This window comes from Microbacterium sp. As-52 (assembly GCF_049949185.1).
Lineage (GTDB): Bacteria > Actinomycetota > Actinomycetes > Actinomycetales > Microbacteriaceae > Microbacterium > Microbacterium maritypicum_A.
Genome location: NZ_CP188171.1, coordinates 2,926,805 through 2,944,674 on the forward strand (window position 1 = coordinate 2,926,805; position 17,870 = coordinate 2,944,674).

21 protein-coding genes are annotated in these 17,870 nt (G+C 68.4%); 12 read left to right on the forward strand and 9 right to left on the reverse strand.

Annotated features, from left to right (window positions below; translation table 11 throughout):
• Positions 1-57 precede the first annotated feature (57 nt).
• The 5 genes from ACLFA2_RS14235 to ACLFA2_RS14255 all read left to right on the forward strand — a co-directional run bounded on the left by ACLFA2_RS14235 (position 58) and on the right by ACLFA2_RS14255 (position 5,776).
• Entirely contained in the window at positions 58-1,080 is a 1,023-nt protein-coding gene (locus ACLFA2_RS14235) for a LacI family DNA-binding transcriptional regulator (RefSeq protein ID WP_167256050.1), read from the forward strand.
• A 106-nt stretch (positions 1,081-1,186) separates the two neighbouring features.
• Positions 1,187-2,563, forward strand: coding sequence for a glutamate decarboxylase (locus tag ACLFA2_RS14240; RefSeq protein WP_426621507.1), 1,377 nt, complete (start codon positions 1,187-1,189; stop codon positions 2,561-2,563).
• 11 nt (positions 2,564-2,574) lie between these two features.
• A complete protein-coding gene (locus ACLFA2_RS14245) occupies positions 2,575-4,095 on the forward strand; it encodes an amino acid permease (protein WP_426621508.1) in 1,521 nt (506 codons plus the stop codon).
• Positions 4,096-4,151: 56 nt separating this feature from the next.
• Positions 4,152-5,192, forward strand: a complete 1,041-nt coding sequence (locus tag ACLFA2_RS14250) for a hypothetical protein (protein WP_426621509.1) — start codon at positions 4,152-4,154, stop codon at positions 5,190-5,192.
• Positions 5,193-5,275: 83 nt separating this feature from the next.
• Complete coding sequence (locus tag ACLFA2_RS14255) at positions 5,276-5,776, forward strand: GNAT family N-acetyltransferase (protein WP_426621510.1); 501 nt, start codon at positions 5,276-5,278, stop codon at positions 5,774-5,776.
• Positions 5,777-5,782: 6 nt separating this feature from the next.
• On the opposite strand, the gene ACLFA2_RS14260 is transcribed toward ACLFA2_RS14255, so the two are convergent.
• Positions 5,783-6,394 carry a flavodoxin family protein gene (locus ACLFA2_RS14260; RefSeq protein ID WP_426621511.1) on the reverse strand — a complete coding sequence of 204 codons (612 nt, stop codon included), beginning with the start codon at positions 6,392-6,394 and terminating at the stop codon, positions 5,783-5,785.
• Positions 6,395-6,484: 90 nt separating this feature from the next.
• Here ACLFA2_RS14260 and ACLFA2_RS14265 point away from each other — a divergent pair, with 90 nt between their 5' ends.
• Positions 6,485-6,688: a hypothetical protein gene (locus tag ACLFA2_RS14265; protein WP_136024181.1), complete on the forward strand. Its 204-nt coding sequence runs from the start codon at positions 6,485-6,487 to the stop codon at positions 6,686-6,688.
• 56 nt (positions 6,689-6,744) lie between these two features.
• Here ACLFA2_RS14265 and ACLFA2_RS14270 read toward each other — a convergent pair whose 3' ends face one another.
• From ACLFA2_RS14270 to ACLFA2_RS14280, 3 genes are read right to left on the reverse strand one after another with little or no spacing between them, the layout of a single operon-like run.
• The gene (locus ACLFA2_RS14270) at positions 6,745-7,347 is read right to left on the reverse strand and encodes a GNAT family N-acetyltransferase (RefSeq protein ID WP_426621512.1); all 603 of its coding nucleotides are present in this window, start codon (positions 7,345-7,347) and stop codon (positions 6,745-6,747) included.
• Between the two features lie 8 nt (positions 7,348-7,355).
• On the reverse strand, positions 7,356-7,745 hold the full coding sequence (locus ACLFA2_RS14275; protein WP_021199946.1) for an ImmA/IrrE family metallo-endopeptidase: 390 nt from the start codon (positions 7,743-7,745) through the stop codon (positions 7,356-7,358).
• 45 nt (positions 7,746-7,790) lie between these two features.
• Positions 7,791-8,165 carry a helix-turn-helix domain-containing protein gene (locus ACLFA2_RS14280; protein WP_426621513.1) on the reverse strand — a complete coding sequence of 125 codons (375 nt, stop codon included), beginning with the start codon at positions 8,163-8,165 and terminating at the stop codon, positions 7,791-7,793.
• A gap of 115 nt (positions 8,166-8,280) precedes the next feature.
• Here ACLFA2_RS14280 and ACLFA2_RS14285 point away from each other — a divergent pair, with 115 nt between their 5' ends.
• From ACLFA2_RS14285 to ACLFA2_RS14295, 3 genes are read left to right on the forward strand one after another with little or no spacing between them, the layout of a single operon-like run.
• Complete coding sequence (locus tag ACLFA2_RS14285; RefSeq protein ID WP_426621514.1) at positions 8,281-8,490, forward strand: helix-turn-helix domain-containing protein; 210 nt, start codon at positions 8,281-8,283, stop codon at positions 8,488-8,490.
• A gap of 32 nt (positions 8,491-8,522) precedes the next feature.
• Complete coding sequence (locus ACLFA2_RS14290) at positions 8,523-9,452, forward strand: aldo/keto reductase (protein ID WP_081860142.1); 930 nt, start codon at positions 8,523-8,525, stop codon at positions 9,450-9,452.
• A 38-nt stretch (positions 9,453-9,490) separates the two neighbouring features.
• Positions 9,491-9,880 carry a PLDc N-terminal domain-containing protein gene (locus ACLFA2_RS14295; protein WP_021199942.1) on the forward strand — a complete coding sequence of 130 codons (390 nt, stop codon included), beginning with the start codon at positions 9,491-9,493 and terminating at the stop codon, positions 9,878-9,880.
• On the opposite strand, the gene ACLFA2_RS14300 is transcribed toward ACLFA2_RS14295, so the two are convergent.
• The 3 genes from ACLFA2_RS14300 to ACLFA2_RS14310 are packed head-to-tail and all read right to left on the reverse strand — an operon-like array spanning position 9,877 to position 12,142.
• Positions 9,877-10,845, reverse strand: a complete 969-nt coding sequence (locus ACLFA2_RS14300; protein ID WP_426621515.1) for an epimerase — start codon at positions 10,843-10,845, stop codon at positions 9,877-9,879. The two genes, ACLFA2_RS14295 and ACLFA2_RS14300, sit on opposite strands and share 4 nt — an antisense overlap.
• Positions 10,842-11,474 (reverse strand): DUF4166 domain-containing protein, encoded by a 633-nt coding sequence (locus ACLFA2_RS14305; RefSeq protein WP_021199940.1) that lies wholly within the window; start codon positions 11,472-11,474, stop codon positions 10,842-10,844. The genes ACLFA2_RS14300 and ACLFA2_RS14305 overlap by 4 nt, the downstream gene beginning before the upstream one ends.
• Before the next feature lie 50 nt (positions 11,475-11,524).
• Positions 11,525-12,142: a TetR/AcrR family transcriptional regulator gene (locus ACLFA2_RS14310; RefSeq protein ID WP_021199939.1), complete on the reverse strand. Its 618-nt coding sequence runs from the start codon at positions 12,140-12,142 to the stop codon at positions 11,525-11,527.
• Between the two features lie 108 nt (positions 12,143-12,250).
• Between ACLFA2_RS14310 and ACLFA2_RS14315 the strand changes: the two genes are divergently transcribed.
• Positions 12,251-13,057, forward strand: coding sequence for a sugar phosphate isomerase/epimerase family protein (locus ACLFA2_RS14315; protein WP_426621516.1), 807 nt, complete (start codon positions 12,251-12,253; stop codon positions 13,055-13,057).
• Positions 13,057-14,211: a Gfo/Idh/MocA family protein gene (locus ACLFA2_RS14320; RefSeq protein WP_426621517.1), complete on the forward strand. Its 1,155-nt coding sequence runs from the start codon at positions 13,057-13,059 to the stop codon at positions 14,209-14,211. Before ACLFA2_RS14315 ends, ACLFA2_RS14320 begins: the two co-directional genes overlap by 1 nt.
• A gap of 105 nt (positions 14,212-14,316) precedes the next feature.
• Here the strand turns inward: ACLFA2_RS14320 and ACLFA2_RS14325 are convergent, their stop codons facing one another.
• On the reverse strand, positions 14,317-15,288 hold the full coding sequence (locus ACLFA2_RS14325) for an NYN domain-containing protein (protein WP_136024188.1): 972 nt from the start codon (positions 15,286-15,288) through the stop codon (positions 14,317-14,319).
• 2 nt (positions 15,289-15,290) lie between these two features.
• A complete protein-coding gene (locus tag ACLFA2_RS14330) occupies positions 15,291-16,277 on the reverse strand; it encodes a Gfo/Idh/MocA family protein (RefSeq protein ID WP_426621518.1) in 987 nt (328 codons plus the stop codon).
• Positions 16,278-16,382: 105 nt separating this feature from the next.
• Between ACLFA2_RS14330 and ACLFA2_RS14335 the strand changes: the two genes are divergently transcribed.
• A complete protein-coding gene (locus ACLFA2_RS14335) occupies positions 16,383-17,795 on the forward strand; it encodes an NtaA/DmoA family FMN-dependent monooxygenase (protein WP_029267109.1) in 1,413 nt (470 codons plus the stop codon).
• Positions 17,796-17,870 lie beyond the last annotated feature (75 nt).

Genomic DNA, 17,870 nt, shown 5'->3' on the forward strand with positions numbered 1-17,870 from the left:
GCGTCAATGCGTGACAGAAGCGGCACCAGACCGTGATTAAACGATTATGCTGAGGGGATGCCCGAACCTTCCGCACAACGCGTTCGCATCAGGGACGTCGCTCTCGCCGCAGGTGTCTCGGCGGCCACCGTCTCGCACGTCTACAACGGGCGAGGGAGAGTGTCCGAGCGCACGCGCGCCCGTGTGAAGGCGATCGGCGACCGGCTCGGCTACCAGCCGAATCAGACGGGTCAGGCACTGCGACTCGGGCGGACGAACGTGATCGCGGTCGTGGCGAGCTTCCGCGATCCGCGCGTCACGGAAGCCTCGTTCATGCCGTGCTTCCGGAACATCCTCGCGGGGGCGGCGTTGGAGGCCGGCGCGATGGGTTTGGCGGTCACGGCAGGCCGCGCGGGGGTCGACGGTCAGATCACGACCACGCTCTCGTATGACGGGATCATCGTGGTCGACCCCATGCCCAGCGACCCCGTGGTGGAGCGCGCGCTGAGTCTCGGTCGACCGGTCGTCGCCGTCGGCGGATACGACGAGCGTCCGACGGCTCGCATCCAGCAGATTCGGCTGGGCATACGGGATGCGCTTCCGGCCTACCTCGACACAATCGCAGATGGTGACGAAGAAGTCCGGCCTGCGATCTTCGTCGGGGCGCGACTGGATCACTTCACCAACGATGCCATCGCCGGGTTTCAGCGCTGGTGTGCGCGGCGGGGGATCACGCCGCGGGGAGGGGCGTTGGAGCCGGGGGAGTCGCTGGACGACGCTGCCACGAGGATGCTCTCGGGCGCACTGCCGCCCACGGTGGTGCACTGCATGAACGAGTCATTCAGCGCAGCCATCCTCCGAGCGGCCGAACGGGCTGGGCTCGATGTGCCCGGTCAGTTGCGTGTGACGACGGTCGGTGATCCCGGCGGGCTCGCTGCGCAGCATGGCGTGGACTATTTCGCCACCGATCCGTTCCGGAACGGCTCCCTCGCGGTGAAGGCCATGGCCGAGCTCGTAAGCGGCGAGACCCCTGCTGACCTCCTTCTCGAGCTGCCTTCGGTGGCGGTTTCCGCCTCGCCTTCGTCGTACAGGCTTGCGTGATCCCCTGAGGACGTCTTACCTTGTTTCCATCGACCCAGGTGGCGGTTAACCGATTTTGCAGGTCGGTTCCATGTGCCGCCGCGATGCACGCAAGCAAGGAGACGACATGACTGATCACGAGACCTCCAGCCCGGCAACACCGATGTTCGCGAGGCCGGCTGAAGCTGCCGGCGCCGCACGTCATGTCATCCCTGCCGGTGAGTCGCTTCCGGACACGGCGAAGCAGATCGTGGAGGACGAGACGATCCTCGACGGGAACGCGCGGCTGAACCTCGCGACGTTCGTGAGCACCTGGATGGACGATGACGCGAAGCAGGTGTACGCCGCGTCGTTCGACAAGAACATGATCGACAAGGACGAGTACCCGCAGACGGCGGCGATCGAGGACAACTGCTGGCACATGCTGGCGAACCTGTGGAACGCGCCCGATGCGGAGAAGAGCATCGGCACCTCGACGATCGGCTCGTCCGAGGCGTGCATGCTGGGCGGTCTCGCCTTCAAGCGGCGGTGGCAGCAGGCCAGGCGTGCAGCGGGCAAGGACACCTCGACGCCGAACCTCGTGATGTCCTCCGCCGTGCAGGTGTGCTGGGAGAAGTTCTGCAACTACTTCGACGTCGAGCCCCGCTACGTGCCGATCAGTTCGGAGCACAAGACGCTCGACGGGCATGACCTGGCGAAGTACGTCGATGAGAACACGATCGGCGTCGTCGCCATCATGGGTGTCACCTACACCGGCATGTACGAACCCGTCGCCGAGATCGCCGCGGCGTTGGACGAGATCCAGAAGAACACCGGCCTCGACATCCCGATCCATGTCGACGGTGCCTCCGGCGCGATGATCGCGCCGTTCCTGCAGCCGGATCTGGTCTGGGACTTCCGTCTCGAGCGTGTGCACTCGATCAGCACCTCGGGTCACAAGTACGGTCTCGTGTACCCGGGGCTCGGGTGGGTGGTCTGGCGTGACGCCCAGTGGCTGCCGGAGGACCTGGTGTTCCAGGTCAGTTACCTCGGTGGGGAGATGCCGACCTTCGCGCTGAACTTCTCGAGGCCCGGCGCCCAGGTGGTGTTGCAGTACTACCTGTTCCTGCGCTTGGGATTCGAGGGATACCGGGCCGTGCAGCAGGCCTCGCAGGACGTCGCGAAGTACCTCTCCGCGGGGATCGCGAAGCTCGACGCGTTCGAACTCTGGAACGACGGCAGCGACATCCCGGTGTTCGCCTGGCGCCTCAAGGACGGGCACACGAAGAACTGGACTCTCTACCATCTGCAGGACCGGTTGCGGATGAAGGGCTGGTTGATCCCCGCCTATCCGATGCCCGCCGACCTCGAGCAGATCACGGTGCAGCGCATCGTCGTCCGCAACGGGCTGAGCATGGACCTCGCGATCGAACTGCTGCAGGCGATCGAGACCGAAGTCGCGTACCTCGACGCGCTCGAGTCGCCGATGCCGATCGAGAAGCCGCAGTCGGCCTTCCACCACTGAGAGAAGCCGCCATGTCCTCGCCTCAGAGTTCCGCTCCGTCGCCGGCACCGGCCGAGTCGTCCGCGACCGCATCGAACCATCCGCTCGCACCCCGTTCCGCGGTGACCTCCTTCCTGGGAGTGGGGCAGCTCGCCCTCCTCACCCTGGTCGTGGTCGCGAGCCTGCGATCGCTCCCGGCGATGGCCGTGTTCGGCCTCGGCAGCATCACGCTCTACATCATCCCCGCGATCCTGTTCCTCGTGCCGACAGCGCTGGTCGCCGCCGAGCTCGCGACCGGCTGGAAGGGAGGCGTGTACATCTGGATCAGGGAGGCGATGGGCAACCGCTGGGGGTTCACCGCCGTGTGGTTGCAGTGGATCCAGAACGTGGTCTGGTACCCCACCCAGCTCGCCTTCATCGCCGGAGCGCTCGCGTTCGTCTTCTTCGACCCCTCCCTGTCGAGTTCCGGCTTCTTCACGGCCGTGGTCATCCTGGTCCTCTACTGGGGATCCACTCTCATCGCGTTGCGAGGCGGCAACCTCTTCGCCAAGCTCGGCTCGTGGGGCGGCATTCTCGGCACCCTGCTCCCCGCAGCCCTCCTCATCGTGTTCGGAGCGATCTGGGTGTTCAGCGGAGAGAAGAGCGAGGTACCTCTCACGCCCGATGCAGTGATTCCCCCCTTCACCGGCATCGCATCGATCGTGCTGATCGTGTCGAACTTCCTCGCCTACGCCGGCATGGAGGTCAACGCCGTCCACGTGAACCAGATGAAGGACCCGGGCCGGGGCTTTCCTCGCTCCATCTTCATCTCCGCGGTCCTCATCCTCATCGTGTTCATCCTGCCGACGATCGCCATCGCCGTGGCGGTCCCGCAGAAGGAGCTGGGCCTGACCAACGGCATCATGCTCGCGTTCCAGGAGTACTTCTCGCACTGGGGTGTGGGTCAGTGGGCGACGGCGGCGGTGTCCGCGCTGATCGCCGCCGGCGCACTGGCGTCCGTGATCACCTGGATCGTCGGACCGTCCAAGGGCGTTCTCGCCGCGGCGGAGACGGGGCTGCTGCCTCCACTGCTCCAGAAGAAGAACAAGGCCGGTGTGCAGTCCGGAATCCTGATGCTGCAGGGCACGATCGTCACCGCCCTGGCGGCGATCTTCATCATCGTCCCCAACGTCAGTGCGGCGTTCGTCGCCCTGATCGACATGGCCGCAGCCCTGTACCTCATCATGTACATGATGATGTTCGCCTCGGCGATGGTCCTGCGGCGGACGCAGGCGAGCGTGAAGAGGGCCTACCGTGTTCCTGCGATCAACCTCGTGGCGGGCATCGGATTCCTGGCGAGCCTCGCGGCCTTCGTGTTCGCCTTCATCCCGCCGGAAGGGTTCACGGCGTTCCCGCCGGCCCTGTATCCCTGGATCGTGGCGGCGGTGATCGTCGTGCTCGGCGCTCCGCCGCTCGTCTTCTACGCGGTTCGCAAGCCCGCCTGGGACATGCGCACCGAGGAGCAGAAGAATGCCCACGGGACCCACGAAGAAGACGAGCACGCGCAGACGTAGGCGAGCGCGCGTGCTCCGGAGCACGTCGACACGCGCCCGGACCTAGAATCGACCCGATGATCGACGAGACCGCCACCGAGACGCGCGTGCGCGCGAAGGTGAACCGGACGTTCGTGCGCGAGCCGATCGTCGTGGGCACGGTGCTGCTGATCGCAGCCATCGGGTTCACGCTCGCGGGTGATGACCTCAGTTTCTTCCCGTTCCTGCTCATGCTGGTCGGGGGCTGGTGCTTCGGCTTCGCGTTCGTGAACGTCACCCTGGGCATGGTGCCGGCGCGCAACGGGGCGATCCTGCACCTCGGTGTCGCCATCGTGCTCGGGGCCGTCCTGGTTCTCATGGTGGAGTTCGGGGGAGACCTGCTCGACCGCTTCCCCGAGGCGGTGCGCGGGGTCGCCGTCGTCCTGCAGCTCGCGGGGATACCGGCGACCGGGTGGATCTGGCTCGGACTCCTCAGTCGCGTCACCGATCTCTTCGCCCGCCGGGACGCGAAGAAGAAGCCGCTGCCGGTGACGCCGGACTGGGAACGGGAGGAAGGCGGCGACGGGTCGATCGTGCGCTTCCCCGCCATCGAGCTGCGGATGCGCACGCTCACGCAGGCGATCGTCGGGATCGTCGTGGTCGTCGGACTCCTCGGCGTCGCGCTGCTGATCGGACTCGACGACATCGTGATGCGGATGGGGCCGCGGATCGCGATCGTCCTCATGGGAATCGTGCTGGGGCTTCCCGTGTACCTCCTGTTCATGGCGATCCTGCGCCGACGCACAGCGCAGTGCGCGGTCGCCTTCGGGAACGACGAGTTGCGTGTACGGGTAGGCGATCAGCTCCACACGATCCCGTTCCGGAGGCTCGAATTCCTGCGCTGGCGGTGCCGCAGCGACTACGCGCGGATCGAGGTCCGTGGCGCCGGTGTCGACCTGTCGCTCTTCGCCGGGCTCGCCACGCCGCCGCGCGGCTTCTCCGCCGAGCTTCCCGCAGTGCCTCGGCGGGTTTTTCGACGACTCGAGCTGGCGGGACTCATCCTCGAGAAGGCTCGGCGGGACGAGGTCGTCACGTTCCGGAGTGCGTCGGAGCCGGCGTCACGCGCACCCGCACACTGAGCGCACCCGACGCTGAGCACACACGACGCGGAGCCCACCTTCACATTGAACGCGGTGTCGGAGGCCTGTGGCAGCATCCGAGCATGGAAGACCTGAGACTCCGGATCTGGTCCGAGAACGACCTCGGACTGCTGCACGCGGCCAACACCCCGGAGATGACGGCGCACATCAACGGCCCGGAGAGCGTCGACCAGATCATCGAGCGGCACGCCCGTTACCTGCGGCTGGTCGCCTCCGGGGAAGCACGGATGTTCGTCATCGAAGACGAGGGAGCGCGAGCACTCGGATCGATCGGGTACTGGCACGTCGAATGGCGTGAGGAGCCGGCCCTCGAGACCGGATGGTTCGTCCTGCCCGAGGCGCAGGGGCGCGGCGCGGCATCGGCTGCCCTCGCTCTTCTCATCGACGACGCCCGTGCGCATCGCGAGGGACGACGTTTCCTGACCGCATTTCCCGGGGTCGAGAACCCGGCATCGAACGGGGTGTGCCGCCGCAACGGATTCACCCTGGCGGGGAGCTTCACAGAGGAGTTCCGCGGTGCCGAGCTGACCGTGAACGAATGGGCACTCGACCTCACGGAGTGACCGAGATCACTCCGCGGGATACTCCTGCGCCTTGAGCAGTCGGGCCAGGTGTGCGGCGTTCCTCGTCGCCGTCCCGATGGCCGACGCGACCTTCTCGGGTGTCTCATCGAGATCCTTGTAGTCGACGGTGTGCATCGCCTCGCCGTTCCAATAGACCGAGCCCTGTGCGGCGACCGTGTATCCCACGTCGTTCAGCGACTGGAAGAGGATCGCCGCGATGTGGTGCGCGCCGTCTTCATTCCCGACGACGCCCGCGATGGCCACCTTGTCGAACAGGGTGGGGCGGCCGCGGGCGTCCGTCTCGCCGAGCTCCGCATCGAGGCGTTCGAGCACGCGCTGTGCGACGCTCGAATGCTGCCCCATCCACGTGGGGGTGACGAGGACGAGGATGTCGGCGTCCAGCACTCGCCGACGGATCTGGGGCCATTCGTCGTCGCCACCCATGTCCTTCTCGACACCGGGGCTGAGGGAGAGGTCGACGGCGCGGACCACGTCACCGGTGACGCCGTTGTCGGCGAGGCCGTCGAGCAGCTGCGTCGCGAGGAGATCGGAGCTGGAGGGCGCGGGCGACGGCTTGAGTGTGCAGGAGATGGCGACGGCGGTCAGTGGTGTCTTCATGCTCCGAGCAGACCAGACGAGGAAGAACATGCACAGGGGGTTTCCGAGTCCGGGCTATCCTGGTAGACGGCACCGACGACAGGAGATCCCGTGATCCTCAGCTTCCTCTTCTTCATGATCCTCTTCATCGGAGGGATCCTGCTGATGGGCATCTCGTTCGGGCTGCCGGCGTTCCAGGCTCTCGCCTTCTGCGGTGGGCTCCTGCTGGTGACCCTGGCCATGGCCTTCATCTTCCGCCAGGGCGGCTCGGCCACCCGCCGGTCGAACAACTGGTCGGGCAACGCCACCGAGTGACTCCCCGCGGTCCGCGGGTCGTCAGGCGTGGCGGCTGACCGCCGACGGTCGACGGTTCACCGTGGTCTGGCGAGCCTCGCTTCGAGGTTCGCCCTGACAGCGGGCCACTCCGGCTCGATGATGGAATACTCCACGCTGTCGCGCAGCGCGCCGTTGCGGTAGCGGCTCATGGCCCGCATGACGCCGTCCTGCTTGGCGCCGAGCCGCTCGATCGCCGTGCGCGACTGGAAGTTCACCCATTGCGTGGTCAGGCCCACGCGGAAGACTCCCAGCGTCTCGAACGCGTGCCGGAGCAGCAGCAGCTTGGACTCGGCATTCGTGCCCGTGCCGTGTGCCGACGGTCGGTTCCACGTGAAGCCGATGTGCAGCCGGGGAACGTCGGCGACGATGTCGTAGTACGACGTGAGTCCCAGGATGCGACCAGTGGCGTCGAACGTCGTGAAAGGGACCATCTCGCCCTTCTCGACGAGCCCGAGCCGGCGCTCGACCTCCGCGGCGACACCATCGGGTGCGGGTACCGAGGTGTACCAGGCCGTCTTCCACAGGTCGCCCTCCTCCACGGCCTCGATCAGTCCATCGACATGGGCGCGTTCGAGGGGACGGAGTTCGACGAGTTCGCCGGTCAGGGTGACAGGGGAGGGCGTGACGAGGAAGGGCATGACGATATTCAACCAGCGACGAGGATCGTCTGACGCAGCAGCCGCTGGTAGGCCGTGACGAGCTCGATCGTGACCTCCAGCTCGAAGGCCAAGCTCGCGAGATGCGGACCTCGAACCGCTTCTGCTTCCGCGTAGGCGCGCGGCGTGATGAGCTGCGACGCCGCCCATTCATCCGCCTGGCGCTCCTGCTGGGCGCGGATGGCGGGGGTCGGGGCGGGAACGTGGCCGAGAGCGGCGTGTCCGAGCTCGTGCGCGAGCACGCTGCGAGTGGTGCGGACGCTCATGCCGGGGCTGAGGCGGATCGTGCGAGTCGCGGGGTCGTAGCCCCCGCGCGTTCGACCGGTCCGCTCGACGACGCGAACCCGCTGTTCATCGGCGAGCCGGAGAAGGTGGTGCATGGTCACTCCTCCCGTGCCGATCTCGCGCCGGGAGCGGTGCCCGGCCTAGTCGTAGAGGTCGTCGGTGTCGGCGTCGTGGCGGACACCGGATTCGAAGGCGACCTCTCGGGTATCTTCGCGCGGGCCGGCGACATCGGGCGCGCGTCGGATCGGCGTGATGCGCGCGACGGCCTCTCCGTCGGCGCGGAGACGTTCTTCCGCGCGTGCCAGCAGCACGTGGGGTTCGACACCGAGATCGGCGCACACCGCGTAGACGACGGGGACCGGGATCGCACGCTTGCCCGTCACGTAGTTGTCCAGTGCGCTGCGCGCGATCCCGATGGTGCGCGCCATGGCGGCGATGCTGCTGCGCGACGCGGCGATCTCGGCACGCATCTGGCGCCCGACAGCGTCGTTGAAATCCTCGGCAGGTGTCTTCACCCGGCTCACCATAGCAGCGAGACGACGCCAAAATGCTGCCATTCTGGTCCATTCGACCGCCATGCGGGTTCGTTCGTGGCGGTAGTGTAGGCGTATGGGGACAGAATTGCGTCATTTGCTGGCATCCGAAGTCGACGGGGCCCGCTTCCACGCCGGAGTGTCCTTCTCCGAGCTCTCCGCGCGCTCGGGCATCGACCCCGATGCCCTGGGGAATCTGCTCGACGGCATGGAGGACTTCACGGTGGTCGACCTCGCGCGCATCGCCGGAGTCCTCGGCGTTCCGGTCACGGCGCTGATTCCCGGCGCCGCGACCGACGATTCCTGACGACGTCGGTGCGGGGCGGTAGCGTGATGCGCATGAAGACAGTGCCGTTCGGATCAGCCACCGCCCCCGCCGTGATCGCCGGCATGATGCGCATCGACGACAAGGACGATGCTCACATCCGCACGCTGTACGGCACCGCGCGGACGGCGGGCATCGACTTCTTCGACCACGCCGACATCTACGGCGGCAGCATGCACCATTGCGAGGCGCGGTTCGCCGACGCGTTGCAGCTCACCCCATCCGAGCGTGACGAGATCGTGCTGCAGACGAAGTGCGGCATCGTGCCCTCGCAGGGGATGTTCGACTTCTCGTACGCGCACATCCTGGCGCAGGTGGAGGGCTCGCTCGCGGCGCTGCGCACGGACCGCCTCGACGTGCTCCTGCTCCACCGCCCCGACGCGCTCGTCGAGCCCGACGAGGTGGCGCGCGCGTTCGACGACCTGGAGCGCGCGGGCAAGGTCAGGGCGTTCGGCGTCTCGAACCACACGCCTCGCCAGATCGACCTCCTCCGCACGGCGGTCCGGCAGCCGCTGGTCGCGAATCAGCTGCAGCTGTCGATCACGCACGCGCCGATCATCGCGCAGCCGGTCGCAGCCAACATGGCCGGGCAGGAGCAGAGCGTGGTGCGCGACGGCGGTGGCATCGTGGAGTACTGCCGCATCAACGACATCACGATCCAGGCCTGGTCGCCGTTCCAGGACGGGTTCTCCCACGGGGTGTTCCTCGGCAACCCCGAATACGCGGAACTGAACGCCGTGATCGATCGCCTCGCAGCGGCGTACGACGTCGCGCCGATCGCCATCGCGACCGCGTGGATCACTCGCCACCCCGCCGGTATGCAGGTCGTGCTCGGTACCACCACACCCCAGCGGGTGCAGGACGCGGCGGCCGGAGCCGACATCACGCTCACGCGGCCCGAGTGGTACGAACTGTTCCGCGCCGGCGGGCATCTGCTGCCGTAGCCCGAGCGGCACGGCGCGGCGTCGTCTACCCTGAACTCATGTCGTTCCTGTTCTCGCTCCTCGTCATCGCGCTGATGATCGGTGCACTGATCGACATCATCACGCGGGACAGCTCGCTGGTGAAGTTCCTGCCGAAGCTGGCGTGGATCATCATCGTGATCCTGCTGCCGTTGATCGGTGGCCTGCTGTGGTTCGGGCTCGGGCGTGACTACGGCGAGTCCGGCATCCAGATGCCGCGGATGCGGAGAGCCGAGCGACCCGCGACGCCGACCGATGTGCGTCCGGCGCCACCCAGGGACACCCGCACGACGGAGCAGCAGATCGCCGACCTCGACCGTGAGATCGAGGAGTGGCGATTGCGCCAGGAGATCGAGAAGAAGCGCGGCACCGACGGCGAGGGGCCCGCCGGGGCGGCGAACGCCGGCTAAGCAGCGGGTTCGCGGTCGAACGACTCGCGGATCGCCTCTTCGAGGGTCGGGTATCGGAACTCGAATCCGGCCGTGGTGAGCTTCTCCGGCAACACCCACCGACTCTTCAAGATCAGCTCGGTCTCGGTGCGCATGCCGATCGCTCCGAGTTCCAGCATCCACCGCGGCATCGGCACACCGATGCGCGCGCCCAGCACCCGACGCACCGTCGCCATGAATTCGACGTTGTCGACCGGGTGCGGAGATGCGGCGTTGACGGGCCCTTCGAGGGAAGGCGTCTGCTCGAGGAACTCGATGATGCGGGCCACGTCTTCGATGTGCACCCAGCTGAAGCGCTGGCGGCCGCGACGGGCGCCGGGGAAGTGGCCGGTGCCTGCGGCCCGACGCGCAGCGCTGACCGGCCATCGTCCGTCGTACTGGGGTCCGCCGAGCCCGAGCCGGGCGAGGTCTTTCACCGGACCGAGGACACCGCCGTGGCCGAGGACGATGGCGCTGCGCAGCGCGACGCGTCGCGTGGAGGGGAGGTCGTCGGCGAACAGGGCCTTCTCCCAGGCCTTGGCGACCTCGACCGAGAACCCGGTGCCGATCTCGCCGGTCGACTCGGTCATGGCACGGTCTTCCGCATGACGGTAGATGGTCGCGGTCGAGGAGTTCACCCAGAGCGCCGGCGGCGTCGAGGCGCGGGCGATCGCGGTGCTCAAGGATGTCGTCGTGTCGAGGCGTGAGCGGAAGATCTCCGCGCGATTCTCCGGTGTGTAACGACAGTTCACGCTCTTGCCGGCCAGGCCGACCACGAGGGCCGCGCCATCGACGGCGCGGTCGATCTCGACCTGGTCGCCCCAGCGGATGTCGGCGCCCGAACGGGAGATCGTGACGACTTCACGGCCCTCGGCGCGGAACCGCGGCAGCAGGAATCTGCCCATGAAACCCGTGGACCCGCCGACCACGACCCGTCCTGCGCTCATGCCATCTGCTCCGTCTCGGAATGGTGGATGCGATAAGTGAAGTCGCCTCGATACTCGTACACGCGGCCCAGCAGCGGCGCGTCGACGGTCAGCGACATGCGCTGACGGTCGAGGGCGTCGTCGAAGCGTTCGGTGAGGCGGATCACGGGGGTGACCGCACGCGGGAGGCGCACCCGAAGGCGTCCGAGACGCAGGCCGACCGCGCGACTGGTGAGGTGCAGGGCCCCGTGGTGGACGTCCACATCGAAGCAGGCGGCGAGGAGGGCGGGCTCTCCGAGCTCGTCGACCACGCGACCGTGTCGCGTGAGTGCGGCCGCGTCGCGCATGGTCCACGCGCCGTGACGAAACTGGAAGGTGCGCTCTCCGATGGCCCTCGACGCGATGGTCCGATTCTCCACGCGGAACGGCACATCGCGCTCCCACCCTGCGGCGACCACCCCGCGGCGCTCGAGCAGCCGGAGCAACGGCCACAGCCATCGCCGCGGGGTGCCGACGCGCCCGAACACCCCATCGCCGATGCCGACGGCGCCGTCGGGGATCGCCTCGAAGTACGTGCGAAGCCGGGGATGCAGCTCATCGATGCGCTCGCCGAGCGCCCGGGCGTAGGGAGACTGCGGCACGGGCGTCACGTTTCGAGCCTAGCCCGGTCGTCGGGGTCCCGATCCGCGCCCCGTCCTGTTCAGGATGCGGGTCTCAGCAGTCGATCGAGGAGCGCGAGCGCTTCGTGCTGCGGTGCGGTCTCATCGAGCAGCCACTGCGTCTGCAAGCCGTCGGACGCCGCGACGACGAGGGCGGCGACCGCATCCGGGTCGATGTCGTCGCGGATCCGGCCGTCCTCCTGCTGGCGTCGGACGACGTCGGCGAGTCGGGCGCGGAGGCGGCTGAAGCGACCGGTGGCGAACGTGCGGGCCGCCGGGTGTCCCTCTTCGAGAGCGGTGGCGACGAGGGTCGAGTAGAGCTGGACGAGGCCGGGGATCGCGCGGTTGGTCCGCGCGGATTCGATCATCATCTCGACCGGTGTCGCATCCTCCGGGGGAGAGCCGGACTGCCGGGACGGGGCCGTGCTCTCCTCGTAGACGGCGACGAGGAGCTCTTCCAGCGAGCCGAAGTAGTGCGTGAGCGCCGCATGGGTGACCCCGACCTCGCGAGCGATCGCCCGCAGGCTCGTGCGGTCGGCGCCGCGCTCGGCGAAGACCTCGATCGCGCGATCGAGGATCTCCTGTCGTCGAGCGATCCCCTTGGCGTACGCGCCGCGTGGGCGGGGAGGATCGGCGTGATCGGACGTGTCGGGGGGCATGTGGCGAGTCTAGTCAATCACAACTTCCGCATGGAGGTATTTGGTGATAGCGTGCCTGCACGGGACACCGGTCCCGCCACGTCACCGATGACCGAAGGAGCACGACCGATGACGATTCGGACTTCCCTGCAGCTGTTCACGATCAAGGACGAGCTGGAGGCCGACCTCGAATCCTCCCTGGCGGCGGTCGCCGCCCGCGGATTCACCGCCGTGGAGCCCTATGACTTCGTCCGCCGCGCCGAGCCCCTCGCTGCCGCACTGTCCACCGCCGGGTTGGTCGCCCCGTCCGGCCACGCCTTCCTGGCGTCGGAGTCGTTCGTGAACCCCGACGGCAGCGGCACCACGGTGCCGGTGCCGTCGCCCGCAGAGGTCTTCGCCGCAGCGAAGGTGCTCGGCATGGACACGGTCATCGATCCGTACACCGAGCCCGCGCGCTGGGAGTCGGTCGAGCAGATCGAGCAGACCGCGCGACTGCTGAACGAGGCGGCGGAGATCGGTGCGACCGTGGGCGTGCGCGTCGGATACCACAACCACGCACACGAGCTGGAGGCCGTGTTCGACGGCGTCACCGGATTGGAGGTCCTCGCGGGCCTCCTCGACGAGCGCGTCGTGCTCGAGGTCGACCTGTACTGGGTCGCCCGCGGCGGCGTCGACCCCGTCGCGCTGCTCGAGCGTCTGGGCAGCCGCGTCGTGGCCGTGCACGCCAAGGACGGCACGCTCGACCCCGCGCTCGCCGGCGCCTACCCGCCCGCCGACCAGGTGGCCGCGGGCGAAGGATCCGTTCCGCTCGTCGAGGCCATCGCCGCGGCTCCGGCCCTCGAGCTCGCGATCGTGGAGTTCGACCACTACAAGGGCGACCTGTTCGACGCCATCGAGCGCAGCCGGGTGTACCTCGACGAGAAGGTCGCCGGCTGATGGCGGGCGCCACCCGTTCGTTCGAGGACGGCCCCGTCGGCGTCGGCATCATCGGCGCCGGGAACATCAGCGATCAGTACCTGTCGAACCTCACGACGTTCCCGGATGTGCGCGTCCTCGCGATCGGCGACCTGCTCGAGGACCGCGCGCAGGCGCAAGCCGAGAAATACGGCGTCCCGCGCTCCGGAGGCGTCGACGCGGTGCTCGCCGATCCGGAGATCGACATCGTCGTGAACCTCACGATCCCTGCCGTGCACGTCGAGGTGTCCGAGGCGATCATCGCGGCGGGCAAGCATGTCTGGACCGAGAAGCCGATCGGCGTGAGCCGTGAGGAGTCCCGCCGACTGCTGGAGAAGGCGGATGCGGCCGGTCTCCGCATCGGAGTCGCCCCCGATACCGTGCTCGGACCGGGTGTGCAGACGGCGAAGCGGGCGATCGCGCGCGGCGACATCGGCCGTCCGCTGTTCGCGCAGACCACGTTCCAGTGGTCGGGGCCGGAGATCTTCCACCCGAACCCCGCATTCCTGTACGCCAAGGGCGCGGGCCCGCTGCTCGACATGGGCCCCTACTATGTATCGGCCCTCGTGCACGTCTTCGGCCCGGTCGCCTCGGTCGCGGCCCTCGGGCTGCAGGGGACGCCGACGCGGCGTGTGCAGGTCGGCGAGTTGGCCGGTCAGGAGTTCCCGGTCGAGATCCCGTCGACCCTGAGCGTGCTGATGGACTTCGAGCAGGGAGGCCAGGCGCAGAGCGTCTACAGCACCGACTCGCCCGTCATCCGGCAGGGGATCGTCGAGATCACCGGCACCGAGGGCACCATCGTGATCCCCGACCCGAACACCTTCGGCGGCGCGATCTCGATCACCCGACCGCTCACGCGTCTGTTCATCCCACCGGAGCCCGTCCAGCAGGACATCATCGACGTCGAGCAGGAGGGTGTGCTCTCCGGCCGCGGCGTGGGGCTGCTCGACATGGCACGCTCGATCGCCGCCGGTCGCCCGCACGTGGCGACGGGGGAGTTCGGCTACCACGTGCTCGACACGCTCCTGTCGATCGAGGAGGCCGCCGAATCGCGCAGCTTCGTCGAGGTCGAGAGCACGCTCGATCAGGTCGGTTCGATCGCCTCTGACTTCGACCCGTTCGAAGCGACGCTCTGATCGCAGCCGGTGGCGGTGGCGGCGGAGGTTCGGATCACCGAGCCTTCGTCGCCACCGACCGGATCAGGGGGCAGGTTCGCGCGTGCTGATCAGGCAGCGCGTCGATCAGGCGGCGGGCTCGCGCAGACGGACGAGTCGCTCGTGCCCGGTCTCCTCGAGTTCGGCGATGTCGTCGCGCGACTTGAGGAAATCGGAGAACGAGCGGTAGCCGAGGGCCTTCTCGCTGAAGGACGGATCCATGCGGCGCATGTGCGTCTTGACCGCTGAGCTGTGCAGCCACTCGTCGGCGTCGGCCTTGTCGTGGCCGAGACGCAGCGCGCGCTCGAGCAACTGGGTCGCCTCGCCCTGCTCGTCGAGCTTGGGCTCCTCGACCTTGGGTGCGGCCGCCTTCGACTTCGCCCGGCGCGGGGTCTTCGCCTTGACCGCGTCTGCGACATCGGGCACAGCCTCGGGCGCGGGCTCCGCGACGGCCTCGGCCTTCGCGGCGACGGCGGGCGCCGCCTTCACGGGGCGGACCACACCGGGAAGCGAGTCGTAGGATTCGAACTCGTCGCACGCGGCGGCCAGCGACTTGGCTGTGGAGCCCGACACTCCGACGCCGATCACGTAGCGTCCGAGACGCTTGCACCGCTGAGCCAGCGGCACGTAGTCGCTGTCGCCCGCCACGATCACGACGTGCGTGAGGTCGGGCAACCGGAACATGTCCTCGACCGCATCGACGGCGAGGCGGATGTCGGCGCCGTTCTTGGCGTAGGCGGCTGCCGGGAACAGCTGCACGAGGTCGACGGCGCGCGCCACGAGCTGCGAACGGTACTCGGCGTTCACGGGAGACGACCAGTCGGCGTAGGCCCTCGTGAGCACCAGTGTGCCGAACGAGGCCGCGTAGTCGATGATGGCGCCGACCTCGATCATCGCGCGACTCAGTCGGTCGGTGACCTCGGGATCGTTCGGGTTCTCGCTGATCCGCTGACGGTCCTTGCCGTAGGCGTTGCGTCCGTGCACGCGGTCGTACCAGGAGATGACGATGTTGTCGAAATCGAGGTAGACGGCCACGCGGGCATCGGTGGTCTCGGCCATGATCAGACCTCCTCACGGGGATAGCGGACGCCGATCTGCGCTCTGATCTCGTCGAGAGCGCCCAAGATGGCGACGCTCTCGGCGATGGGCAGGATGTCGCCCTCGAGGATGCCGTCGCGGACGAGCCGCTCGGCGGCGAGTGCCTGGTACTGCATCCCGCGGCCCTCGACCTCGGACGTGTAGGTCTCGTGAACGGTGCCGTCGGGGAGGACGACCCGGAACGTGGTCGGGCTGTACCAGACCGCATCGATGTCGATGCGGGCGGCCGTGCCGATGATGCTCGCGACGTTGGGTCCGGCGGCGCGCGATGACGACAGACTGGTCGAGATCGCTCCGCCCTCGTGCGTCATGACGGTCGCGACCTCGGAGTCGGCTCCGGTCTCCACGAGCCGGCCGACGGCGTGGAGCGTGGTCGGTGCGCCGAGGATGTCCCAGATGAAGGAGATCGGGTAGATCCCGAGGTCGAGGAGCGCGCCGCCGCCGAGCTCGAGGGCATTGAGGCGGTGGGTGGGGTCGGAGGGCAGCAGTTGCGTGTGGTCGGCGTTCACTGCGCGGATCTCGCCGAGGACGCCGTCGGCGATGAGCTCGCGGATGCGGACCATGTGCGGCAGGTAGCGGGTCCACATCGCCTCCATGACGAGCAGGCCGCGTTCGGCCGCAAGCGCCTGCAGATCCTCCGCCTCCGCGCGGTTCAGCGTGAACGCCTTCTCGGCGAGCACGTGCTTGCCGTTCTCGAGCGCGAGCCGGGCGTTCTCGTGATGCATGGGGTGCGGCGTCGACACGTAGATGATGTCGACGTCTGGATCGGACACCAGCGCCTCGTACGAGGGGTGCGCGCGGGGGATGTCGAAGCGGGCGGCGAACGCGTCCGCCGACTCCTGCGAGCGGGACCCGACGGCCACGAGGTCGAGCCCCGCGGTTCTCAGATCGGACGCGAATGCGCCGGCGATACCGCCGGTCGCGAGGATTCCCCACCGAAGACCTGTCATGGTCTCAGCGTAGGGGGTGTGCCGGCTGTGACGGACTGTTACATCCCGTGACGCCCGGCATCGGCGCCCTGGCAGCGGAGGCTCGACGGCTCCTACCGTGACGCCATGACCGAACCCCTCATCATCGGCGCCATGGTGCGCACCCTGGGCGCGTACCCCTCGGGCTGGCGGCAGCCCGGCGCGCATCGTGATCCCGCGTCCGACGCCGACATCCTGCGGCACATCGCGCGGGAGGGGGAGGACGCCGGCCTCGACTACCTCTTCTTCGGGGACTGGCTCGCCACCGGCCCGGATCTGGAGTTCCGCGACCCATACCTGCTGGCCCGCATCGATCCCGTGAGCGCCGTGCTCTTCCTCGCGGGGGTGACCTCGCGGATCGGCCTGATCGCCACGGTCAACACCACGTACGCCGACCCGTACACGACGGCACGCTCGCTGGCGTCCCTCGACGTGCTCACCCGAGGCCGTGCCGGGATCAACCTCGTCACCGGCGCCGAGCCGCGTGCAGCGGGCAACCACGGCCGCGAGGAGCACGCCGACAACGAGTCCCGCTACGACCGGGCGGAGGAGTTCGTCGAGGCACTGCGCCGACTGTGGGACTCGTGGGGCGAGGACGCCTGGATCGCCGACGCCGACCGCGGGGTGCTGATCGACCCGGAGGCACTCCGCGCCGCCGACCTGCGGGGAACGCAGGTGCGCGTCACGGGACCGCTCAACGTCGCCCGCCCGCCGCAGGGACAGATCCCGATCGTGCACGCGGGGACGTCGCCGCGCTCCAGGGCGCTCGCGGCCACCGAAGCCGATCTCGCGCTGACGGCCGCGCCCACGCTGGCCGATGCGATCGCGACCCGTCGACTGCTGCGTGACATCGCGGCGGAATCCGGACGATCGCCGGATGCGCTGAAGGTGATCGCCCCGGTGCTTCCCGTCGTCGCGGACACGGATGCCGACGCGCGACGCATCGTGGAGCGGCTGCTCGCCCTGGTGCCGCTGGCCGAGGGGCACCAGGCGGCCAGAACGGCGTTCCCGTCGAATCGCACCGTCGCCGCGCTCGCCGATGCATTCGACGTCCCGCTCGACGACCCGCTGCGCACCTCGACCTTCGACGCCCCCGTGACCTCTGCGGAGGCCCTGCGGCTGGGAGAGCGCGGCGCCGCGCTGATCGAGCGCCTCGGCATCATCGCCGGGCTGCGCGTCTCCGCATCGAAGGTCTCGGGATCGGGCATCGGGAACGGCGATCCGCTCACATGGCGGCACCTGGTCGCCGCGCATGCGGTGCCGGCGGCGTTCGTCGTGGGAGACGCGGCGACGATCGCCGATCATTTCGAGACCTGGCGTGAGGAGGGCGCCGCGGACGGGTTCAACGTGCTGTCGGCGTTCCAGCCCGCGCAGTTCGAGGCTTTCACGCGACAGGCGGCTCCCGAGCTGCGTCGTCGCGGCCTGCTGCGAGACGCGCAGGAGAGCACCCGAGCGACCCTCCGCGACCGTCTGCGCATTTCCTCGTATGTCGACGCGTGACCACGCGTGTCGCCACGCGACATCCGGAGTCGGCCACCTCGCGCCGGAGGAACCGCGATTCCTACGGTGAAGTCA

Coding starts and splice junctions, on each gene's coding strand:
- ACLFA2_RS14235 (WP_167256050.1), top strand. CDS start 58: ATGCCCGAACCTTCCGCACAACGCGTTCGCATCAGGGACGTCGCTCTC.
- ACLFA2_RS14240 (WP_426621507.1), top strand. CDS start 1,187: ATGACTGATCACGAGACCTCCAGCCCGGCAACACCGATGTTCGCGAGG.
- ACLFA2_RS14245 (WP_426621508.1), top strand. CDS start 2,575: ATGTCCTCGCCTCAGAGTTCCGCTCCGTCGCCGGCACCGGCCGAGTCG.
- ACLFA2_RS14250 (WP_426621509.1), top strand. CDS start 4,152: ATGATCGACGAGACCGCCACCGAGACGCGCGTGCGCGCGAAGGTGAAC.
- ACLFA2_RS14255 (WP_426621510.1), top strand. CDS start 5,276: ATGGAAGACCTGAGACTCCGGATCTGGTCCGAGAACGACCTCGGACTG.
- ACLFA2_RS14260 (WP_426621511.1), bottom strand. CDS start 6,394: ATGAAGACACCACTGACCGCCGTCGCCATCTCCTGCACACTCAAGCCG.
- ACLFA2_RS14270 (WP_426621512.1), bottom strand. CDS start 7,347: ATGCCCTTCCTCGTCACGCCCTCCCCTGTCACCCTGACCGGCGAACTC.
- ACLFA2_RS14275 (WP_021199946.1), bottom strand. CDS start 7,745: ATGCACCACCTTCTCCGGCTCGCCGATGAACAGCGGGTTCGCGTCGTC.
- ACLFA2_RS14290 (WP_081860142.1), top strand. CDS start 8,523: ATGAAGACAGTGCCGTTCGGATCAGCCACCGCCCCCGCCGTGATCGCC.
- ACLFA2_RS14295 (WP_021199942.1), top strand. CDS start 9,491: ATGTCGTTCCTGTTCTCGCTCCTCGTCATCGCGCTGATGATCGGTGCA.
- ACLFA2_RS14300 (WP_426621515.1), bottom strand. CDS start 10,845: ATGAGCGCAGGACGGGTCGTGGTCGGCGGGTCCACGGGTTTCATGGGC.
- ACLFA2_RS14310 (WP_021199939.1), bottom strand. CDS start 12,142: ATGCCCCCCGACACGTCCGATCACGCCGATCCTCCCCGCCCACGCGGC.
- ACLFA2_RS14315 (WP_426621516.1), top strand. CDS start 12,251: ATGACGATTCGGACTTCCCTGCAGCTGTTCACGATCAAGGACGAGCTG.
- ACLFA2_RS14320 (WP_426621517.1), top strand. CDS start 13,057: ATGGCGGGCGCCACCCGTTCGTTCGAGGACGGCCCCGTCGGCGTCGGC.
- ACLFA2_RS14325 (WP_136024188.1), bottom strand. CDS start 15,288: ATGGCCGAGACCACCGATGCCCGCGTGGCCGTCTACCTCGATTTCGAC.
- ACLFA2_RS14330 (WP_426621518.1), bottom strand. CDS start 16,277: ATGACAGGTCTTCGGTGGGGAATCCTCGCGACCGGCGGTATCGCCGGC.
- ACLFA2_RS14335 (WP_029267109.1), top strand. CDS start 16,383: ATGACCGAACCCCTCATCATCGGCGCCATGGTGCGCACCCTGGGCGCG.